This is a genomic window from Streptomyces sp. NPDC054961 (assembly GCF_053609145.1).
This window is the reverse complement of record NZ_JBSGWY010000030.1, coordinates 78,222-95,009: the sequence shown is the minus strand read 5'-3', so window position 1 is coordinate 95,009 and position 16,788 is coordinate 78,222. Positions and strand designations below refer to the sequence as shown.

Below are 16,788 nucleotides of genomic sequence, written 5' to 3'. Positions count from 1 at the left end.
GGGGGTGGCCGGGGTGCCCCACCCCTCGCCATCACCGCCCCCCGCGGGTTCCCCACTACGCCGCCCCCCCCGGAGAGATCCGGGGCGGGCGGCTTCGTGCGGACGCGGACCGCGATGCCCGGTCCGCCGGGGACTCAGCGCTCCAGGAAGGAGAACAGGTCCTCCCACCGGTCGGTGATCTCGGCGCTGGAGTACCGCTGCACGTTGCGGAAGGCGTTGTCGCCGAGCCGGTCGCGCAGTTCCCGGTCGGACATCAGCCGGTCCAGGTGGCCGGCGAGCTCCATCGTGTTGCCGAGCCGGGCCAGCAGGCCGTCCTCGCCGTGCCGCACGATCTCCCGTACGCCCGGCGCGCAGTCGAAGGCGGCCACCGGAACGCCCGCGGCCATCGCCTCCAGCAGGGTGATCGGGAACCCCTCGGCCCGCGAGGCCTGTGCGAAGACCGAGGCCCCGCGCAGGGCGCCGAGCACGTCGTCGGTGCTGCCCATCCACTCCACGGACTCGGCCACGCCGAGCTCGGCGGCGTGCGCCCGCAGTGCGGGCTCCTCCACGCCGGCCCCGTAGATCCGCAGGGTCCAGTCGGCGTGGTGCGGGGCGGCGTCCGCCCACGCGTCGAGCAGCAGGTCCATGCCCTTCTCGAAGGCCAGGCGGCCGACGCTCGCCACGACCTTCTCCGTCCGCGGGGCGGGGGAGGAGGGCATGAACGGCAGCGGGTTCGGCATGCTGCCCACGTTCTGCACGCCCGCCCGGATCCAGAGGTCCGCGTCCTCGGGGGTCAGCACGAGCATGCGGTCGACCTCCGGGTAGTAGCGGCGGACCCGACGGCCCCGGGTGGACTTCTGGCTCGCCTCGAAGGACTCGTGGCTCATGGCGATGAGGGTGCAGCCCTTGGTGTCGGCGAGGGCCACCCACTCCATCGCCCAGACCTGCGTGACGATCACCACGGCGCCGGGGCGTGCCGCGCGCAGCAGCGCGCTCAGCTGCTCCGCCTTGGCCCGCATCTTCGCCCGGCGGGCCGCCTGGCGGCGCCGTTCGGGCGCGTTGAGCCGCCCCTTGATGCCGTGCAGCTGGCGCGCGGCCGGCGGGCGGGCCTCGTAGAGCGTGGTCGTCGCGTACGGGAGGTCGTCGGGCAGCTTCTGCCGGATCTCCTCGGCGACGGGGGCGATGCCGATGACGTGCACCCGGTGCCCGCGTTCGCCGAACAGCCGGGCCATCTGGTGCGACCAGGTCGTCACGCCGCCGAGCTCGTCGACGCTGTTGGAGACGAGGAAGATGTCACGGCCGCCGGAGGCGGTCTGGTCACTCACTTGCCGCTCCTGGTGAAGAACTTCTCGACGATCTGGCGGGCCGCGTCCCCGCGGTCGTACTCGCCGAACTCGGCGAGGAAACGCTGGCGCGCCTCGGCGTACTTGGCGTCGGCCTCGTCGAAGGCGGCGACGGCCTGGAGCAGTTCGTCCGCCGTGGCCACCACCGGGCCCGGGGCCTTCTCCTTCAGGTCGAAGTACGTGCCGCGGATGTCGGTCGCGTACTTCTCGTAGTCGTACGCGAAGAACAGCATCGGCCGGTCCAGGACCGCGTAGTCGAACATCACGGACGAGTAGTCCGTGATCAGCCCGTCGGCCAGGGCCAGCAGCGGGGTGATGTCGTGGTGCCTGGACACGTCGATGACCCGGCCCGCGACCGACGGCGGCAGTGTGACGCTGTTGAGGTAGTGCGTGCGCACCAGCAGCGTGAAGCGGTCGCCGAGCCGGTCGGCGAACTCCTCCACGTCGAAGGGGAACTCGAAGCCCTCCACCGTGCCGTCCGCGTTCGCCCGGAAGGTCGGTGCGTACAGCAGCACCTTCTTCTCCGGGTCGATCCCGAACTCGCCGGCCAGGGGCCCGCGGACCCGCTCACCGCTGTCCGCCTCGGAACGGTGGGCCGCGACCAGGGCGTCGTTGCGCGGGTAGCCGGTGCGCAGCAGTACCTCGTCGCGGAGCCGGAAGCCCTTGGCGAGGGTCCGGGCGTCGTGCTCGGAGCGGATCAGGAAGTGGTCGAAGCGGTCGACGGCCGCCTGGAAGCGGTCCTGTCCGGCGCGGCCCTGGGCCTTGGTGCGGGGCTCGTGGAAGCCCATCCGCTTGAGCGCCGAACCGTGCCAGGTCTGGATGTACGTGGTCCCCGGACGCTTGGCCAGCGCCAGCGGGAAGCCCTGGTTGTCGACCCAGTACTCGGCCTGGGCCAGTGCGCGCAGGTACGGCCAGCTCCAGCGCCGCACCAGGGTGGCCTCCTTGGGGAAGCCGGTGGGCTTGCCGCCCGCGTACGACCAGATCGCCTCGAACGGCACGCCCGAGCGCACGAGCTCCTCGTAGATCGCCTTCGGGCTGTCGCTGTACTGCTTGCCCATGTGGCTCTCGAAGACGACCGTGCCCTTCTTGATCGGCAGCTTCGAGAAGACCTCGTGGTAGACCTTCACCTTCTGCTCGCCCGAGCCGATGTTGCGGCGGGCCCGCAGGGCCTTGCGCAGACCCCGCTTGACCAGGCCGGCGGCCTTGCCGTGCATCGCGCTGTTGATCAGCGTCTGGGTGCGCACGGCGGCGGCGCCCTCGGCGGTCAGGACGTAGGAGAGGTTCCCCTTCTTGGTCACCTCGGGCTCGAACCGGTCGGAGACCAGCCGGGTCAGCCGGGGGCGCACGCGCAGCCGGGCGGCCTGCTCCAGGTCGACCCCGCCGACCGAGACGCGGGTGGTGATCCGGTCCCTGCCGGCCGTCAACTTCAGGGTGACGTCCCAGACCGCGTCGATGATCCCGAGGGGGCGGACGGTACTGCCGATGTCGGCGGTGGCGTTCCACTCGATCGTGTCACCGGCGTGGCGCACGGTTGCCACCGGGAAGCTGAAGGAACGCACCCCGATCTGCCGGCGGGCCCGGAATTCGAGCGTGGCCTTGAGTTCCGTTTCGGGCTGGATCCGGCCCAGCGGGTTCACGATCGCGCCCGCGAGGGTGACGGTGCCCCGGCCGTCGTCCGCGTAGGAGGTGAGGCGGTTGCCCAGGGCCAGGGAGCCGAGCGGCGCCGTGAGGAAGCCCTGGTCGGTGACGTCCAGTATCCGCCGGGCCTCGGTGTCGGCGGGGTCGTCGATGTGCCGCTCGCACCAGTAGACGCGGCCGTCGCGCTCGGCGAGCGGCGAGGTGAGCCGGCCTTTGTTGGTCATGGCGTCGGCGGCGCGCAGGAGGTTGTCCCAGTCCTCCTTGCCGAGCAGGTAGGCGCAGATGGCCTGGAGGTTCGTGACGTTGTCGTACGCGGCCGGGTCGATGCCGGCCAGGTAGCCGTTGGCGAGCCGGGCGAAGTCCTGGCGGTAGGCGTCCCCGAGCAGGGGCAGGTCCCGCAGGTGCAGCACCAGGTCGTGCTTGAGGAACTTGGCGTCCTTCGCGGACTTGATCTCCGCGTACCCCTTGGCGGCCAGCAGCTCGTCGACGCGACGGTGGATCTTCATCCGGTGGACGAAGTTCTCGATCTCGTGGCGCCGGTTGCTGATCGACTTCGCCGCGGCGTTCTCGACCACGTTCCAGAAGTAGACCTGGTTCGGGATGAGCGTGATGCGGCGGGCGGCGACGTAGGCCTGCGCGGAGAAGAGCAGGTCCTCGTAGTGGATGCCGACCGGGAACTCCAGGCCCTGCTCCAGCAGGAACGCGCGCCGGTAGCACTTGTTCGTGGAGAGGGTGTCGTAGACCAGCAGGTCCGGGTACTCGGTGATCGACTCCAGCGTGCGGGTCCCGGAGTAGATCCACGGGTACCACTCGGTGGTCTTGCCCCACCTGTTGTCGAGGTGCACGCGGACGCACATGCCCGAGACCAGGTCGGAGCCGGTCCGCTCGGCGGCGTCCAGCATGTTGCGGCAGGCGTTGCGCTCCAGCACGTCGTCGCTGTCCAGGAACATGACGTAGGCGCCGGTGGCCTGCTTGATGCCGTGATTGCGCGGCGCGCCGCAGCCGCCGCTGTTCTCGGGCAGCCGGAAGGCGCGGACCCGCCCCGGATGCGCGGCCTCGAGCTCCTGGGCGACCGCGTAGGACCGGTCCTTGCTGCAGTCGTCGACGATCACGACTTCGACCCCGTGCAGAGTCTGGTCCAAAACCGACTGGACGGCTGTCGGCAGACGCTCTGCGTCGTTGTAGACGATGACGACCACGGAGACGTCAGGCACGTGCACCTCGATCCCTTTGTTTCATTCCGTTTATCCCGTCAAAGCTACCGTGTGCCGCACTCGCCCCCGGCAGGCCCACCACCGGCGTGCATACTTCTAAGGAAGAGGTGAGTGGCTGGTCCGGTCGCCGACAATCACTCGTTCGGACCCGCAGGATGTGTTCATGAAGCTGTCCGTAGTAGTCCCTTGCTACAACGAAGAAGCCGTCATCGACAGCTTCGACACGGAGATCCGCAAGGTGCTGGACGCCCTCCCCGTCGACTACGAGGTCTGCTACGTCGACGACGGCAGCCGCGACGGCACCCTCGGCAAGCTCCGCAAGATCGCCGCCGAACACACGGACCAGACCCGCTACGTCTCCTTCAGCCGGAACTTCGGCAAGGAGGCCGGCATGCTCGCCGGCCTGCGCGAGGCGACCGGCGACGCCGTGGTCATCATGGACGCGGACCTCCAGCACCCGCCGGAGCTCATCGCCACCATGCTCGACTACTACCGGCAGGGGCACGACCAGATCATCGCCCGCCGTACCCGCGAGGGCGACAAGAAGCTCCGCACGGCGCTCAGCCGCCTCTACTACCGGGGCATCAACCGGTGGGTCGACGTGGAGCTCACCGACGGCGTCGGCGACTTCCGGATGCTCTCCCGCCCGGCCGTGGACGCCCTGCTCGCCCTGCCCGAGTACAACCGGTTCTCCAAGGGGCTCTTCTCCTGGATCGGCTTCGACACGGTCCACTTCGACTACCGCAACGCCCAGCGCGAGGCCGGCGAGACGAAGTGGAAGTTCGGGTCCCTGCTGAACTACGGCATGGACGGCCTGATCTCCTTCAACAACCGGCCGCTGCGCATCGGCATCTGGGTGGGCGTCTCGCTGGTGGCCCTGACCGCCCTGTACGCCCTGTGGATCGCGGTCGCGGCCATGACCCACGGCGTGGACTCCCCGGGGTACGTCACCCTCGTCGCGATCATCGTCGGCCTGGGCGGGGTCCAGATGATCATGCTGGGTCTGATCGGCGAGTACATCGGCCGCATCTACTACGAGACCAAGCGCCGGCCGCACTTCCTGGTGAAGGAGTCGCACGGCGCGGAGCGCATGCCGCGCGACATCCAGGGGTCCCGGGACGTCAGGGACTCCAGGCGCATCTCCGGCGCCGGGGTGGCCGAGGCGTCCGAGAACGCGATCGTGGAGCGCGGCAACTGATGGCGCACACCTCCGACAGAAGAGCCAAGCTGGGCCAGCTCGTCCGCTTCGGGCTGGTGGGCGGCGTCAACACCGGCACCTTCTTCGTCCTCTACCTGCTGCTGCACCCGTGGATGCCGTACTTCGCCGCCTACTCCCTCGCCTTCGTGCTGGCGATGGTCGGCTCGTTCTTCATGAACACCTACTTCACCTACCGGACCCGGCCGACGTGGAAGAAGTTCTTCCTCTTCCCGCTGACCAACATCACGAACTACGTGATCCAGTCCGCCGGCCTGTACGCCCTGGTGACCTGGGCGGGGATGAACACCAAGATCGCTCCGCTGGTCGCGGCCGTCGTGGCCATCCCCTTCACCTTCGTCCTCTCCCGCAAGATCCTCATCCCGGGAACGGGCCCCGCGGCCGGGGAACCCGACCGGACCCGCAGCACGTCCACGGTCTGAAACCCCCGGGCGGCCCCGACCGGCCACCCCGTAGATTGGGCGGGCAGGGTCATGACGGCAAGGGGCAAGGGGACAGACGTGTCAGCGGCTAGGCAGGGTGTGCTCGACGCGCGCAGGATCGTGGTCAAGGTCGGCTCCTCCTCCTTGACCACGGCGGCCGGAGGTCTCGACGCGGACCGGGTGGACGCGCTGGTCGACGTACTGGCCAAGGCCCGCAGCGGAGGCGACAAGGAGATCGTCCTCGTCTCCAGCGGGGCCATCGCCGCCGGACTCTCCCCGCTCGGCCTGCACCGCCGCCCCACGGACCTGGCCCGCCAGCAGGCCGCCGCCAGCGTCGGACAGGGCCTCCTCGTCGCCCGCTACACCGCCTCCTTCGCGCGGTACGGGGTCCGCGTCGGCCAGGTGCTGCTCACCACCGACGACACCAGCCGGCGCGCGCACTACCGCAACGCCTACCGGACCCTGGACCAGCTCCTGGCCATGGGCGCCCTCCCCGTCGTCAACGAGAACGACACCGTCGCCACCGACGAGATCCGCTTCGGCGACAACGACCGGCTCGCCGCCCTCGTCGCCCACCTGGTCCGCGCCGACCTCCTCGTCCTGCTCTCGGACGTCGACGGCCTCTACGACGGCGACCCGGCGCTGCCCGGCACGAGCCGCGTCGAGGAGGTCCACGGCCCCGAGGACATCGCGCACGTCACCATCGGCAGCGTCGGCAAGGCGGGCGTCGGCACCGGAGGCATGGCCACCAAGGTCGAGGCGGCGCGCATCGCCGCGGCGGCCGGCATCCCGGTCGTCCTGACCTCGTCCAGCCAGGCCGCGGACGCGCTGGCCGGGAGGGCGACGGGCACGCTGTTCCACGCCACCGGACGCCGCTCCACCGACCGGCTGCTCTGGCTCCAGCACGCGTCGACCCCGCAGGGGCACCTCGTCCTCGACGACGGAGCCGTACGCGCGGTGACCGAGCGCGGCGGCTCGCTGCTGCCCGCGGGCATCGCCGCGGTCGAGGGCGACTTCGTCGCCGGGGACCCCGTGGAACTGCGCTCGGCCGACGGCCGCGCGGTGGCCCGCGGCCTCGTCAACTTCGACGCCAAGGAGCTTCCGCGGCTCCTGGGCCGCTCCACGCGCGAGCTCGCGCGAGAGCTCGGACCCGAGTACGAGCGGGAGGTCGTCCACCGCGACGATCTGGTCCTGCTGCAGGGCTGAGGTTCGGTAAAACCGCCGCGCGGTGGGCCGGGGACTGGTCAACTGTGAGGGGCGGACAGGCATGGCGCAGACAAGGAGGCGGCTGGTGAGGCGAGCGCTGACCAGCGTCGGCACCGGGGACGGTGACATCGGCGGACGCGGGGAGGAGCCCGATGCCTCCCGCCTCTGGCACATCACCCTGAGCGTCTCGGGCAAGCCCGCGCCGCTGTCCGACGTCCGCCGCGGGCTGGAGCAGCTCGCCCACGACCACCCCTTCCTCCTGACCAGCCGCTACGCCGACGACCACGCGGAAATCCGCTACTGGGAGGAAGCCCGCGACCTCCACGACGCCGCGGCCGTCGCCCTGCGGCTCTGGGGCGAACACCGCTCCTCGGCCCAGCTCCCGCCGTGGGAGATCGTCGGCCTGGAGGTCATCGACCGCGCCACCTACCACCAGCGCGTGGCCGAGGGCTACGGCCCGCCGCCGGCGCACCCGGTCGGTGTGCACCCCTTCTGACACGGCGCCGGCCGGAGCCCCGCCGGCGCGTCGTGGGAGGCCGGGCCCGCGGCGCCGGCCGGAGCCCCGCCGGAGCCTCGAAGGAGACCGGGCCGTCTCGCGGGGTGGAACCCCGTCCGGCCCGGCCGGGGCGGGGATTACCCTGGCCGCATGACCTCGCTCGATGCCACCGCCTCACCCGTGATCGCCACCGCGCAAGCCGCCCGCACCGCCGCCGCGGCCATCGCCCCCCTCCCGCGGTCCGCCAAGGACACGGCCCTGCTGGCCATCGCGGACGCGCTGGAGGCCCGTACGGCCGAGATCGTCGAGGCCAACGCCGTCGACACCGCGAGGGCGGCCGCGGCCGGCACCAGCGAGACCGTCATCGACCGCCTCACCCTCACCCCCGACCGCATCGCGGCCATCGCCTCCGACGTCCGCGACGTCGCGGCCCTGCCCGACCCCGTCGGCGAGGTCGTCCGCGGCTCGACCCTCCCCAACGGCATCGACCTGCGCCAGATCCGCGTCCCGCTCGGCGTCGTCGGCATCATCTACGAGGCCCGCCCCAACGTCACCGTCGACGCCGCCGCCCTCTGCCTGAAGTCCGGCAACGCCGTCCTCCTGCGCGGCTCCTCCTCCGCCTACGCCTCCAACACCGCGCTCGTCGCCATCCTGCGCGACGCCGTCGTCTCGGCCGGCCTCCCCGCGGACGCGATCCAGCTCGTCCCGGGCGAGTCCCGCGACTCCGTCCGCGAGCTGATGCGGGCCCGCGGCCTCGTCGACGTGCTCATCCCGCGCGGCGGCGCCTCCCTCATCAAGACCGTCGTGGAGGAGTCCATCGTCCCGGTCATCGAGACCGGTACCGGCAACTGCCACGTCTACGTCGACGCCCAGGCCGACCTCGCCATGGCCGTGGACATCCTCGTCAACTCCAAGGCCCAGCGGCCCTCCGTCTGCAACTCCGCGGAGACCCTGCTGGTCCACCGCGACATCGCCGACGCCTTCGTCCCCCTCGCCCTCGAGGCGCTCGCCGACGCCGGCGTGACCGTCCACGGCGACGCGCGGGTGCTCGGGTACGCGGAGGACTCCAAGGTCACCGCCCTCCCCGCCACCGACGAGGACTGGGCGGCCGAGTACCTCTCGTACGACATCGCCGCCGGCGTCGTCGACTCCCTCGACGACGCCGTCGCGCACATCCGGCGCTGGACCTCCGGCCACACCGAGGCGATCGTCACCACCTCCCAGGCCGCCGCGCGCCGCTTCACCCAGCTGGTCGACTCGACCACGGTTGCCGTGAACGCCTCCACCCGGTTCACGGACGGTGGTCAGTTCGGCTTCGGTGCGGAAATCGGCATCTCCACGCAGAAACTGCACGCCCGGGGCCCGATGGGGCTTCCCGAACTCACCTCGACGAAGTACATCGTCACCGGCGACGGTCACGTTCGGTAGTCGCTCCCCGAACACCGCGTGTCCGGATTTCGCCGGATGCCCTGCCCAAAGCCGCCCCCCAGGTCTAGGCTGGTCACGTGCCGGACGACGTGGGGGGCAATCCGTTCCCGGACGACGGGGAGCCCGACGACGACCGCGGAGGCGCGGACAAGGACTTCGCCTCCGTGGTGTTCGACGAGGACTTCGTCCGGAACGCCGAGATCCGTGAACCGAGCGCCGCCGAGCGCCAGCGGGCCGCCGACCGGGCGCGCGCCGAAGCGGCCGAAGCCGCCCGGGCCGCCTTCGCGGGCGGCTGGACGGGCGACGACGACTACGACGGGTACGGGTACGGCCACACCGACGGCTACCACTCCGACGAATCCGGCTGGGAACACGGCCCCGGCTACGGCTACGCGGACGGACCGTACGGCGCCTACGGCGGCAGTCTGCGCCCCTACCGCGGCCGCTCGCCGTGGCTGCGGCCGGTCGCCTGGTTCCTCGCCTTCGTCATGGGCCTCGGCATGGTGGCCCTGGCTTTCAGCGCGGTTTACCGCAGCGCCGCCAGCGATGCGGAGCAGACTCCGGCGCCCGCGAGTACCCCCATGGGTGAAGTCACCGGCGCCGGTAAGTTTATGGACCGCGTCGGCCGCCAACCCTGAAGGTACGACCCCGCTCCCTTTCGCCGGAGCCGGGGGCTTCTCTGAAGCGGGGACAGCGGGGAGAAGCGATGGCCGTGCCAGGAGATCCACCCAACGGCACCCCCGAAGGCACCGGAGGGGGCGACGAGGAGTTCCGGTCGGACGAGTACCGGTCGGTGGTGTTCGACGAGGACTTCGTCCGGGCTGCCCGGCTCCAGGAGTTCTCCGCACAGGAACGCATGGGCGAGCACGCCCGCGCCGTGCGCAGCCGGTCCTTCTGGTCCGGCGCCGGCCATCCCGGGCCCCGCGGCGGCGGCGCCGCGGCGGCCCGGCAGGGCCGGCTCATCGTGCTGTGCGTCACCCTGGCGCTCGCCGCCGCCGTGTACATGGGGCTGCGCAATCCGTACGTGGCACCCGTCGCGGGCCGGGCCGAGGCGCTCAGCAGCACCGTCGTGCCGCTCGCGCCCTCCGAGCCGGTCCCGGGCGGCAGCCCGGCCGAGCTGTTCGCGAACGGCCCGGCCGCGCAGTACCGCGTCGGGGCGGCCGGGCTCACCCTGCCCGCGGTGCGGCGCACCCAGCACTTCTCCGACCCCCAGGTCCTCGCGGCCCTGGGCATCGCCAAGGACTACCTCGTGCAGTCCTCGCTGGATCCGGACGTCCTGTCCGCCACCGCCACCCGGCCGGTGCGGGTCCTGCTCGACCCCGACCAGCTGACGCAGTTCGACCAGAGCATGGTCTCGCCCGCCGGTGACGGGCGGCACGCCGTCACCGGCTGGCTGGTCCGCTTCGATCCGGCCACCGCCGTGATCGCCGACACCCGGGTCCGGGTGAGCGGATCCTTCGCCTACGCCGAGACCAGTCCGAACGTGCTCGAGGTGATCACCGACCACACCTTCGTCTACGCCGTGCGCCCGGCCACCGGCCGGCCGGCCCCGGCGGACGGAGCCTCGCTCTTCACCGTCCGCAGGGAGCTGCGGCTGCGCTTCGACCGGGACGACCTCACGGCCCGGCGGGCGGAGCTCGCCTCGGCCTACGTGATGGCGGGCCCGCAGGACTGCTCCGCCGACCCGGCGCAGGGCTTCCGCCCGCTGCTGGCCGGCGCCGGGCCGACGACGGCCGGACCGGCCGCGAGCGACCCGTACGCCAGCGGCCATCCGCGGCGCACGGCGGGGCTCTGCGGGGTCCTGGCGTCGACGGCCGCCCCGGACCAGGACCTCAGCCCCGCCCCGTAGGCCGGCGCCCGGCGCCGGCCCCCGGCCCCCGGCCCCCGCGCGGCCGCTGGCACCGGGCCGCTCCCCGGATCAGCCCTGCTCGGCGGAACCGCCCCCGCCCTGGTCCGTGGCCTTGCCCGCGGGGCCGCTGCCCGCGGCCGCGCCCGGACCGCCGCCCGTGAACCGGTCGCGGAGCTTGCCGCCCAGGTCCGCCGTGCCGCCGGCGATGTCGCCGACCAGCTTCATCAGCGGGTCCTTGCTGGTCCGCACCGAGTCGGCGTAGTGCGTCGCGGACTGCCGGAAGGAGTCGGTCACCGAGGTGTCCTTGTCCTCCTCGCGCCGCGGGTAGTGGCCGTCCATGATCCGCTGGTAGTCCCGGTTCTGCGACCACTTGTTCAGCTCGGCCGCCCGCACCGTCGTGAAGGGGTGCGTCCGCGGCAGCATGTTGAGGATCTTCAGGACGGAGTCGCGCAGATCGCCGCCCTTCTCGTACTCCTCGGCCTGGGCGAGGAACGCGTCGACGTTCATCTCGTGGAGGTGGTTGCCGCCCGCGAGCTTCATCAGACCCCGCATCGAGGCCTGCACGTCCTGCCCCACCAGCAGCCCCGCGCGGTCCGCCGACAGCTCCGACTTGCGGAACCATTCGCGCAGCGCCGTCACGAGTCCCATGATCGCCACATTGCCCAGCGGGATCCACGCGACCTTGAGCGCCAGGGTCGTCAGGAACAGCAGGATCGTGCGGTACACGGCGTGCCCCGACAGGGCGTGGCCCACCTCGTGGCCCACCACCGCGCGCATCTCCTCCTCGTCGAGCAGCTCGACCAGGCCCGTCGTCACCACGATGATCGGCTCGTCCAGCCCGATGCACATGGCGTTGGGCCGGGGGTCCTGCTGCACGTACATCTGCGGGACCTTCTCCAGGTCCAGGATGTAGCAGGCGTCGAGGAGCATCGCGTGCAGGTGCGGGAACTGCGCATCGCCCACCCGGACGGAGTCCGACAGGAACAGCAGGCGCAGGCTGCGCTCCGGCAGCAGACCGCTCAGCGTCTTGAACACCGTGTCGAAGCCCGACAGCTTCCGCAGTGCCACCAGCGCCGAGCGGTCCGCCGGATGCTCGTACGCCCGCGAGGAAATACCGGGGAACCTCCTGCGGTCCCGTGCCGGTGCCTTCTCGAAGCCCGTCTCCTTCATAGCGCCCTCCCCGTCGATCCGTCCGTCTTGCCGTCCGTCTATCCTCTCCAACGCCGGAGTCGGCGTGAGCGTGCCCCGGGCCCCCGCATACGATGTGAGCGAAATCTCCGCCCCGCTCCCCGACTCGATAGGTAGCTGCCTGATGAGCCTCGCCTCCACCGCCCACACCCTGGTCGTCCTCGCCTCGGAGGGCGCCGAGCAGCACGGCGGCAACCACGACAGCCTCAACCCGTACCTGACCGGCGGCGCGGCCTTCGCCATCCTCCTGCTGCTCCTGTGGGTCACCACGCGCCTGAACCGCGACCGCTGAAGTCCGCACGTCGCGCACGCGCTCGAAGGCGGGTCCCTGCCGCTCCACCGGGCCAGTAGGCTCTTCGCTCATGGGAGAGCAGGAAGTGCCTACGGGCCCGGTCAAGCGCCGGCTCGGCGTGATGGGCGGGACGTTCGACCCGATCCACCACGGACACCTGGTGGCCGCCAGCGAGGTGGCCGCGCTGTTCCACCTCGACGAGGTGATGTTCGTACCGACCGGTGAGCCGTGGCAGAAGTCGCAGCGGGCCGTGTCGGCGGCCGAGGACCGGTATCTGATGACGGTCATCGCGACCGCCTCGAATCCGCAGTTCTCGGTGAGCCGCATCGACATCGACCGCGGCGGCCCGACCTACACGATCGACACCCTGCGGGACCTGAGCGCCCTCAACGACGACGCCGACCTGTTCTTCATCACCGGCGCCGACGCCCTCGCACAGATCCTGACCTGGCGAAACGCCGACGAGCTCTTCGCCCTCGCCCATTTCATCGGCGTCACCCGGCCGGGCCACGTCCTCACCGACGACGGCCTTCCCAAGGGAGGCGTCTCCCTCGTCGAGGTGCCCGCGCTGGCGATTTCGTCCACGGACTGCCGCGCGCGCGTCGCCAAGGGGGATCCTGTCTGGTACCTGGTGCCCGACGGCGTGGTCCGCTACATCGACAAGCGTGAGCTGTACCGGGGAGCCTGAGCTTCCGGAGAGAGGGGCCCCGCGGTGAACGACCGACAGGATCCGTACGACCGGTACGATCCGCACCCAGCCCAGGAGCAGCAGCTCGTCGGCTACGACGCGTACGGGCGGCCGGTGTACGGCCAGACGCCCGCCCCTGCCCCCCAGGCCCCGTCCGCTCCGTACGGGCAGCAGCAGTACGAGCAGCAGCAGTACGAGCAGCAGTCCTACGGCGGGCAGCCGTACGAGCAGCAGTCGTACGAGCAGCAGTACGGCTACGACTACCAGGGCTACGGCCGGCAGCCGCAGCAGCAGTACCCCCCGCAGCAGCAGGAGTACCCCCAGGCCCCGGCCCAGCCCCAGGCCTACGGGTACGACACCCGGGCCACCCAGCAGTGGATCCCGCAGCAGGCCGCCCCGGAGGCCCCGGCGCCGGAGCCCGTGCGCGCGCCCGAGCCCGAGCGGCCGGCCGGGCGTGCGGCGCGGCCCGCGTCCGCGCAGGTCCCGGAGCCCCGCCGGGCCGAGGGCGGCGGCGCGCAGGGGCCCGCGTACCGCACCGAGCAGTTCGACTTCATCGACCAGCCGGACGAGGACTCCGAGGACGTCATCGACTGGCTCGCCTTCACCGAGAGCCGGACCGAGCGCCGCGAGGAGGCCCGCCGGCGCGGCCGCAACCGCGTGGTGGCGCTGATCGTGGTCCTCGCCGTCTTCGTCGCCGGCGGTCTCGGCTACCTCTGGTACGCCGGCAAGCTGCCGTTCCTGGAGGGAACGGGACCGGGCTCGAGCGGCGCGTCCGCCACCGGTCCGCAGAAGCGCGACATGATCGTCGTCCACCTGCACAACACCAAGAAGGGCGGCGTCTCCACGGCGCTGCTCGTCGACAACGTCACGACCAAACAGGGCGCCACGGTCATGGTGCCGAGCACGCTCGGCGTCATCACGGACGACGGCGCGGCCGCGCCGCTGGGCAAGGTCCTGGAGGACGGGGGCCTCGGCGTACGGGAATCCCTCGACACGGTGCTCGGCACCCGCATCGGCGGCACCTGGCGCCTGGACACCCCCTTCCTGGAAAACTTCGTGGAGCTGGTCGGCGGCATCGAGGTCGACACCGACGCGGCGGTCCCGGCGGACGACGCGGCGAAGTCCCCGGCCGTGGCGCAGGGCCAGAAGCAGAGCCTCAGCGGCGCGATGGCCGTCGCGTACGCCACGTACCGGGCCCAGGGCGAGCCGGAGGCCAAGCAGCTGGACCGCCTCGGCAAGGTCCTGTTCGCGCTGCTGCGCAAGGTGCCCGGCGATCCGAAGACGGCGGCGCAGACCGTCGAGACCACCGGCCAGATCCTCGATCCGGCGCTGGACGCGCAGGCGCTGGGCGCGCTGCTGTCCAAGCTGGGCGAGCACGCCAAGGTGGGCGCCTACCGCACGGACGTGCTCGCGGTGAAGCCCGACGGCGGCCTCACGGACGACACCAACAAGAAGGTCGTCAAGGAGGTCCTCGGAGGCTCCGCCAACGCCGAGCAGCCCGGGGCGGCACCCCGGGTGGGCGTCAAGGACGCCACCGGCGACGAGAAGGCGCAGACGGCGGCGAAGGCGGCCCTGGTCAACGGCGGCTACACCCTGGTGGACGGAGGCAAGGCCGACAAGACCGCGCCCACCTCGCAGATCACCTACCAGGACGACGCCCAGCGGGACAAGGCCGTCGAGGTGGCCAAGACGCTGGGGCTGCCCGAGACGGCCGTGAAGAAGGCCGAGAACACGCTGAACGCGGACGTCGTGGTGATGCTGGGCAAGGATTACAAATCGTCCTGAGGCCTGCTGCGGCCGCGCCTTCGAGGCACGGCTCCGCCCGCGCGGGAGGTTCCGCGCGGGCGGTGTCGGCGGTACATGAGACCCTTGTAAGGATCTGCCCGCCAACCCGAAAGCATGGCCAGTGACCGCCACGGACCGCTCCATCGAGCTCATCACCGCCGCCGCCCAGGCCGCGGCCGACCGGCTCGCGCACGACATCATCGCGTACGACGTCAGCGACGTGCTGTCGATCACCGACGCCTTCCTGCTCGCCTCGGCTCCCAACGACCGTCAGGTCAAGTCGATCGTGGACGAGATCGAGGAGAAGCTCCAGAAGGAGCTCGGCGTCAAGCCGGTGCGCCGCGAGGGCGACCGCGACGCCCGCTGGATCCTCCTCGACTACATCGACATCGTCGTCCACGTGCAGCACAGCGAGGAGCGGGTCTTCTACGCGCTGGAGCGCCTGTGGAAGGACTGCCCCGAGATCGACCTCCCCGAGGACGCCAAGCTCACCAAGGGCAAGGCCGAGGAGCACGCCGCCCTGCGCGCGACGCAGGGCGACGACGAACTGGACGGTGATTTGTTCTGAGCACCACCAGCGAGAGCACGACCAGCGCGGGCAGGACCGGCCGGAAGATCGTCCTCTGGCGCCACGGTCAGACCTCGTGGAACCTGGAGCGCCGCTTCCAGGGCTCCACGGACATCGAGCTGACCGAAATGGGTGTGGCGCAGGCGCGCCGCGCCGCCCGGCTGCTCGCCTCGCTGCGGCCCGACGCCATCGTCTCCTCGGACCTGCGGCGGGCGTCCGCCACGGCCGCGGAGCTGGCGTCCGTCACGGGCCTGCCCGTGGAGCACGACGAGGCGCTGCGCGAGACGTTCGCCGGCGAGTGGCAGGGCCTCACGCACGACGAGATCCTCGAGAAGTACGGCGAGCAGTACGCCGCGTGGAAGCGCGGCGAGCCGGTCCGGCGGGGCGGCGGTGAGCTGGAGACCGAGGTCGCCGAGCGGGCCGCGCCGGTGGTGCTGGGGCACGTCGACCGGCTGCCCGCGGGCGGCACGCTCGTCGTCGTCAGCCACGGCGGCACCATCCGTACGACGATCGGCCGTTTGCTGGGCCTCGACGCGTACTACTGGGAGGGCCTGGGCGGGCTCTCCAACTGCTGCTGGTCCGTCCTCGGCGAGGGCGCGCGGGGCTGGCGGCTGATGGAGCACAACGCCGGCACGCTGCCCGAACCGGTGCTCGGCGACGACGACTGAGTCGGCTTCAGGGCGGCTCCCACCCGGATTTCACTTTCCGGCTGGTCACAGGCTAGAGTTCTTCTTGTTCGCAGCGCGGAACACCGGAAACGGGGGGAGCGTCGCGGAGAGCGGGGCTATAGCTCAGTTGGTAGAGCGCCTGCATGGCATGCAGGAGGTCTGGAGTTCAATTCTCCATAGCTCCACAATCAAGATCCCGTCCCCAGCAGGGGGCGGGATCTTTGCTTTTGTTCGCAGCTGACCAGCCGCGCACCGGCATGGCAGAATCGGACAGCCGGAGGGGGACGACGACGGCCCGACGCGGGAGGGAGTCGCTGACGGATGGGTGCACACCGGCGGCGGTGCGACTGGTGCAACAACGGCACGCCGATCGTGCGGGACATGGAGCCGATCAACCCCGACTACCAGTACTGGTGCGAGGAGTGCGCACGGGCGCTGATCATAAAAGGCGACCCGATCGAGACGTACCGGGAGCTGGAGGGGGAGCCGATCTACGGGCGGCTGCTCGACGAGCACTGCACGCTGAAGCGGTTCTACCAGTTCGCTCGTGCCTGACGCGGAGACAGGGATCGAACTACCCCATAACGGACATGGCTCGGGGTCTGCGGAAACCGATTTTTGGACCAGGGCCATGACCGTGTAATGTTTGGGACGTCGCCAAGGGGAACCGGAAACGGAGAACGAAGCGGCAAGCAAGGCAAGGGGCTATAGCTCAGTTGGTAGAGCGCCTGCATGGCATGCAGGAGGTCTGGAGTTCAATTCTCCATAGCTCCACAGTGAAGAAGCGGGCCACCCGAATCGGGTGGCC

At 71.1% G+C, this 16,788-nt stretch carries 16 protein-coding genes and 2 tRNA genes; 15 read left to right on the top strand and 3 right to left on the bottom strand.

Annotation, left to right across the window (positions count from 1 at the left end):
* Positions 1-134: 134 nt before the first annotated feature.
* Complete coding sequence (locus ACWF9Z_RS25120; RefSeq protein WP_453605389.1) at positions 135-1,304, bottom strand: glycosyltransferase; 1,170 nt, start codon at positions 1,302-1,304, stop codon at positions 135-137.
* The gene (locus ACWF9Z_RS25115) at positions 1,301-4,180 is read right to left on the bottom strand and encodes a bifunctional glycosyltransferase/CDP-glycerol:glycerophosphate glycerophosphotransferase (RefSeq protein ID WP_453605387.1); all 2,880 of its coding nucleotides are present in this window, start codon (positions 4,178-4,180) and stop codon (positions 1,301-1,303) included. Before ACWF9Z_RS25115 ends, ACWF9Z_RS25120 begins: the two co-directional genes overlap by 4 nt.
* 157 nt (positions 4,181-4,337) lie before the next feature.
* On the opposite strand from ACWF9Z_RS25115, the gene ACWF9Z_RS25110 reads away from it, so the two are divergent.
* The 7 genes from ACWF9Z_RS25110 (at position 4,338) to ACWF9Z_RS25080 (ending at position 10,791) form a co-directional block, all read left to right on the top strand.
* Positions 4,338-5,372, top strand: a complete 1,035-nt coding sequence (locus ACWF9Z_RS25110) for a glycosyltransferase family 2 protein (RefSeq protein ID WP_453605385.1) — start codon at positions 4,338-4,340, stop codon at positions 5,370-5,372.
* Complete coding sequence (locus ACWF9Z_RS25105) at positions 5,372-5,812, top strand: GtrA family protein (RefSeq protein ID WP_453605383.1); 441 nt, start codon at positions 5,372-5,374, stop codon at positions 5,810-5,812. The genes ACWF9Z_RS25110 and ACWF9Z_RS25105 overlap by 1 nt, the downstream gene beginning before the upstream one ends.
* Positions 5,813-5,890: 78 nt before the next feature.
* Positions 5,891-7,018: a glutamate 5-kinase gene (gene proB, locus ACWF9Z_RS25100; RefSeq protein WP_453605382.1), complete on the top strand. Its 1,128-nt coding sequence runs from the start codon at positions 5,891-5,893 to the stop codon at positions 7,016-7,018.
* A gap of 61 nt (positions 7,019-7,079) precedes the next feature.
* Positions 7,080-7,514: a hypothetical protein gene (locus ACWF9Z_RS25095; protein WP_453605380.1), complete on the top strand. Its 435-nt coding sequence runs from the start codon at positions 7,080-7,082 to the stop codon at positions 7,512-7,514.
* A 150-nt stretch (positions 7,515-7,664) separates the two neighbouring features.
* Positions 7,665-8,942 (top strand): glutamate-5-semialdehyde dehydrogenase, encoded by a 1,278-nt coding sequence (locus ACWF9Z_RS25090; RefSeq protein ID WP_453605379.1) that lies wholly within the window; start codon positions 7,665-7,667, stop codon positions 8,940-8,942.
* A 77-nt stretch (positions 8,943-9,019) separates the two neighbouring features.
* The gene (locus ACWF9Z_RS25085) at positions 9,020-9,580 is read left to right on the top strand and encodes an SCO2584 family spore wall biosynthesis protein (protein ID WP_453605377.1); all 561 of its coding nucleotides are present in this window, start codon (positions 9,020-9,022) and stop codon (positions 9,578-9,580) included.
* Between the two features lie 68 nt (positions 9,581-9,648).
* Complete coding sequence (locus ACWF9Z_RS25080) at positions 9,649-10,791, top strand: SCO2583 family membrane protein (protein ID WP_453605376.1); 1,143 nt, start codon at positions 9,649-9,651, stop codon at positions 10,789-10,791.
* 69 nt (positions 10,792-10,860) lie between these two features.
* On the opposite strand, the gene ACWF9Z_RS25075 is transcribed toward ACWF9Z_RS25080, so the two are convergent.
* Positions 10,861-11,961 (bottom strand): M48 family metallopeptidase, encoded by a 1,101-nt coding sequence (locus ACWF9Z_RS25075; RefSeq protein WP_453605374.1) that lies wholly within the window; start codon positions 11,959-11,961, stop codon positions 10,861-10,863.
* 142 nt (positions 11,962-12,103) lie between these two features.
* Between ACWF9Z_RS25075 and ACWF9Z_RS25070 the strand changes: the two genes are divergently transcribed.
* From ACWF9Z_RS25070 to ACWF9Z_RS25035, 8 genes are all read left to right on the top strand, one after another.
* The gene (locus ACWF9Z_RS25070) at positions 12,104-12,271 is read left to right on the top strand and encodes a hypothetical protein (RefSeq protein ID WP_204357619.1); all 168 of its coding nucleotides are present in this window, start codon (positions 12,104-12,106) and stop codon (positions 12,269-12,271) included.
* A 70-nt stretch (positions 12,272-12,341) separates the two neighbouring features.
* Positions 12,342-12,959 carry a nicotinate-nucleotide adenylyltransferase gene (nadD, locus tag ACWF9Z_RS25065; protein WP_453605372.1) on the top strand — a complete coding sequence of 206 codons (618 nt, stop codon included), beginning with the start codon at positions 12,342-12,344 and terminating at the stop codon, positions 12,957-12,959.
* Positions 12,960-12,983: 24 nt separating this feature from the next.
* Complete coding sequence (locus ACWF9Z_RS25060; protein ID WP_453605370.1) at positions 12,984-14,744, top strand: LytR C-terminal domain-containing protein; 1,761 nt, start codon at positions 12,984-12,986, stop codon at positions 14,742-14,744.
* 121 nt (positions 14,745-14,865) lie between these two features.
* Complete coding sequence (gene rsfS / locus ACWF9Z_RS25055; protein WP_215023265.1) at positions 14,866-15,312, top strand: ribosome silencing factor; 447 nt, start codon at positions 14,866-14,868, stop codon at positions 15,310-15,312.
* Entirely contained in the window at positions 15,309-15,980 is a 672-nt protein-coding gene (locus ACWF9Z_RS25050; RefSeq protein WP_453605400.1) for a histidine phosphatase family protein, read from the top strand. The genes rsfS and ACWF9Z_RS25050 overlap by 4 nt, the downstream gene beginning before the upstream one ends.
* 112 nt (positions 15,981-16,092) lie before the next feature.
* A tRNA-Ala gene (locus tag ACWF9Z_RS25045) sits at positions 16,093-16,165 on the top strand.
* A 136-nt stretch (positions 16,166-16,301) separates the two neighbouring features.
* On the top strand, positions 16,302-16,535 hold the full coding sequence (locus ACWF9Z_RS25040) for a hypothetical protein (protein ID WP_112446589.1): 234 nt from the start codon (positions 16,302-16,304) through the stop codon (positions 16,533-16,535).
* Positions 16,536-16,681: 146 nt separating this feature from the next.
* Positions 16,682-16,754 (top strand) — tRNA-Ala (locus ACWF9Z_RS25035).
* Positions 16,755-16,788: the final 34 nt, after the last annotated feature.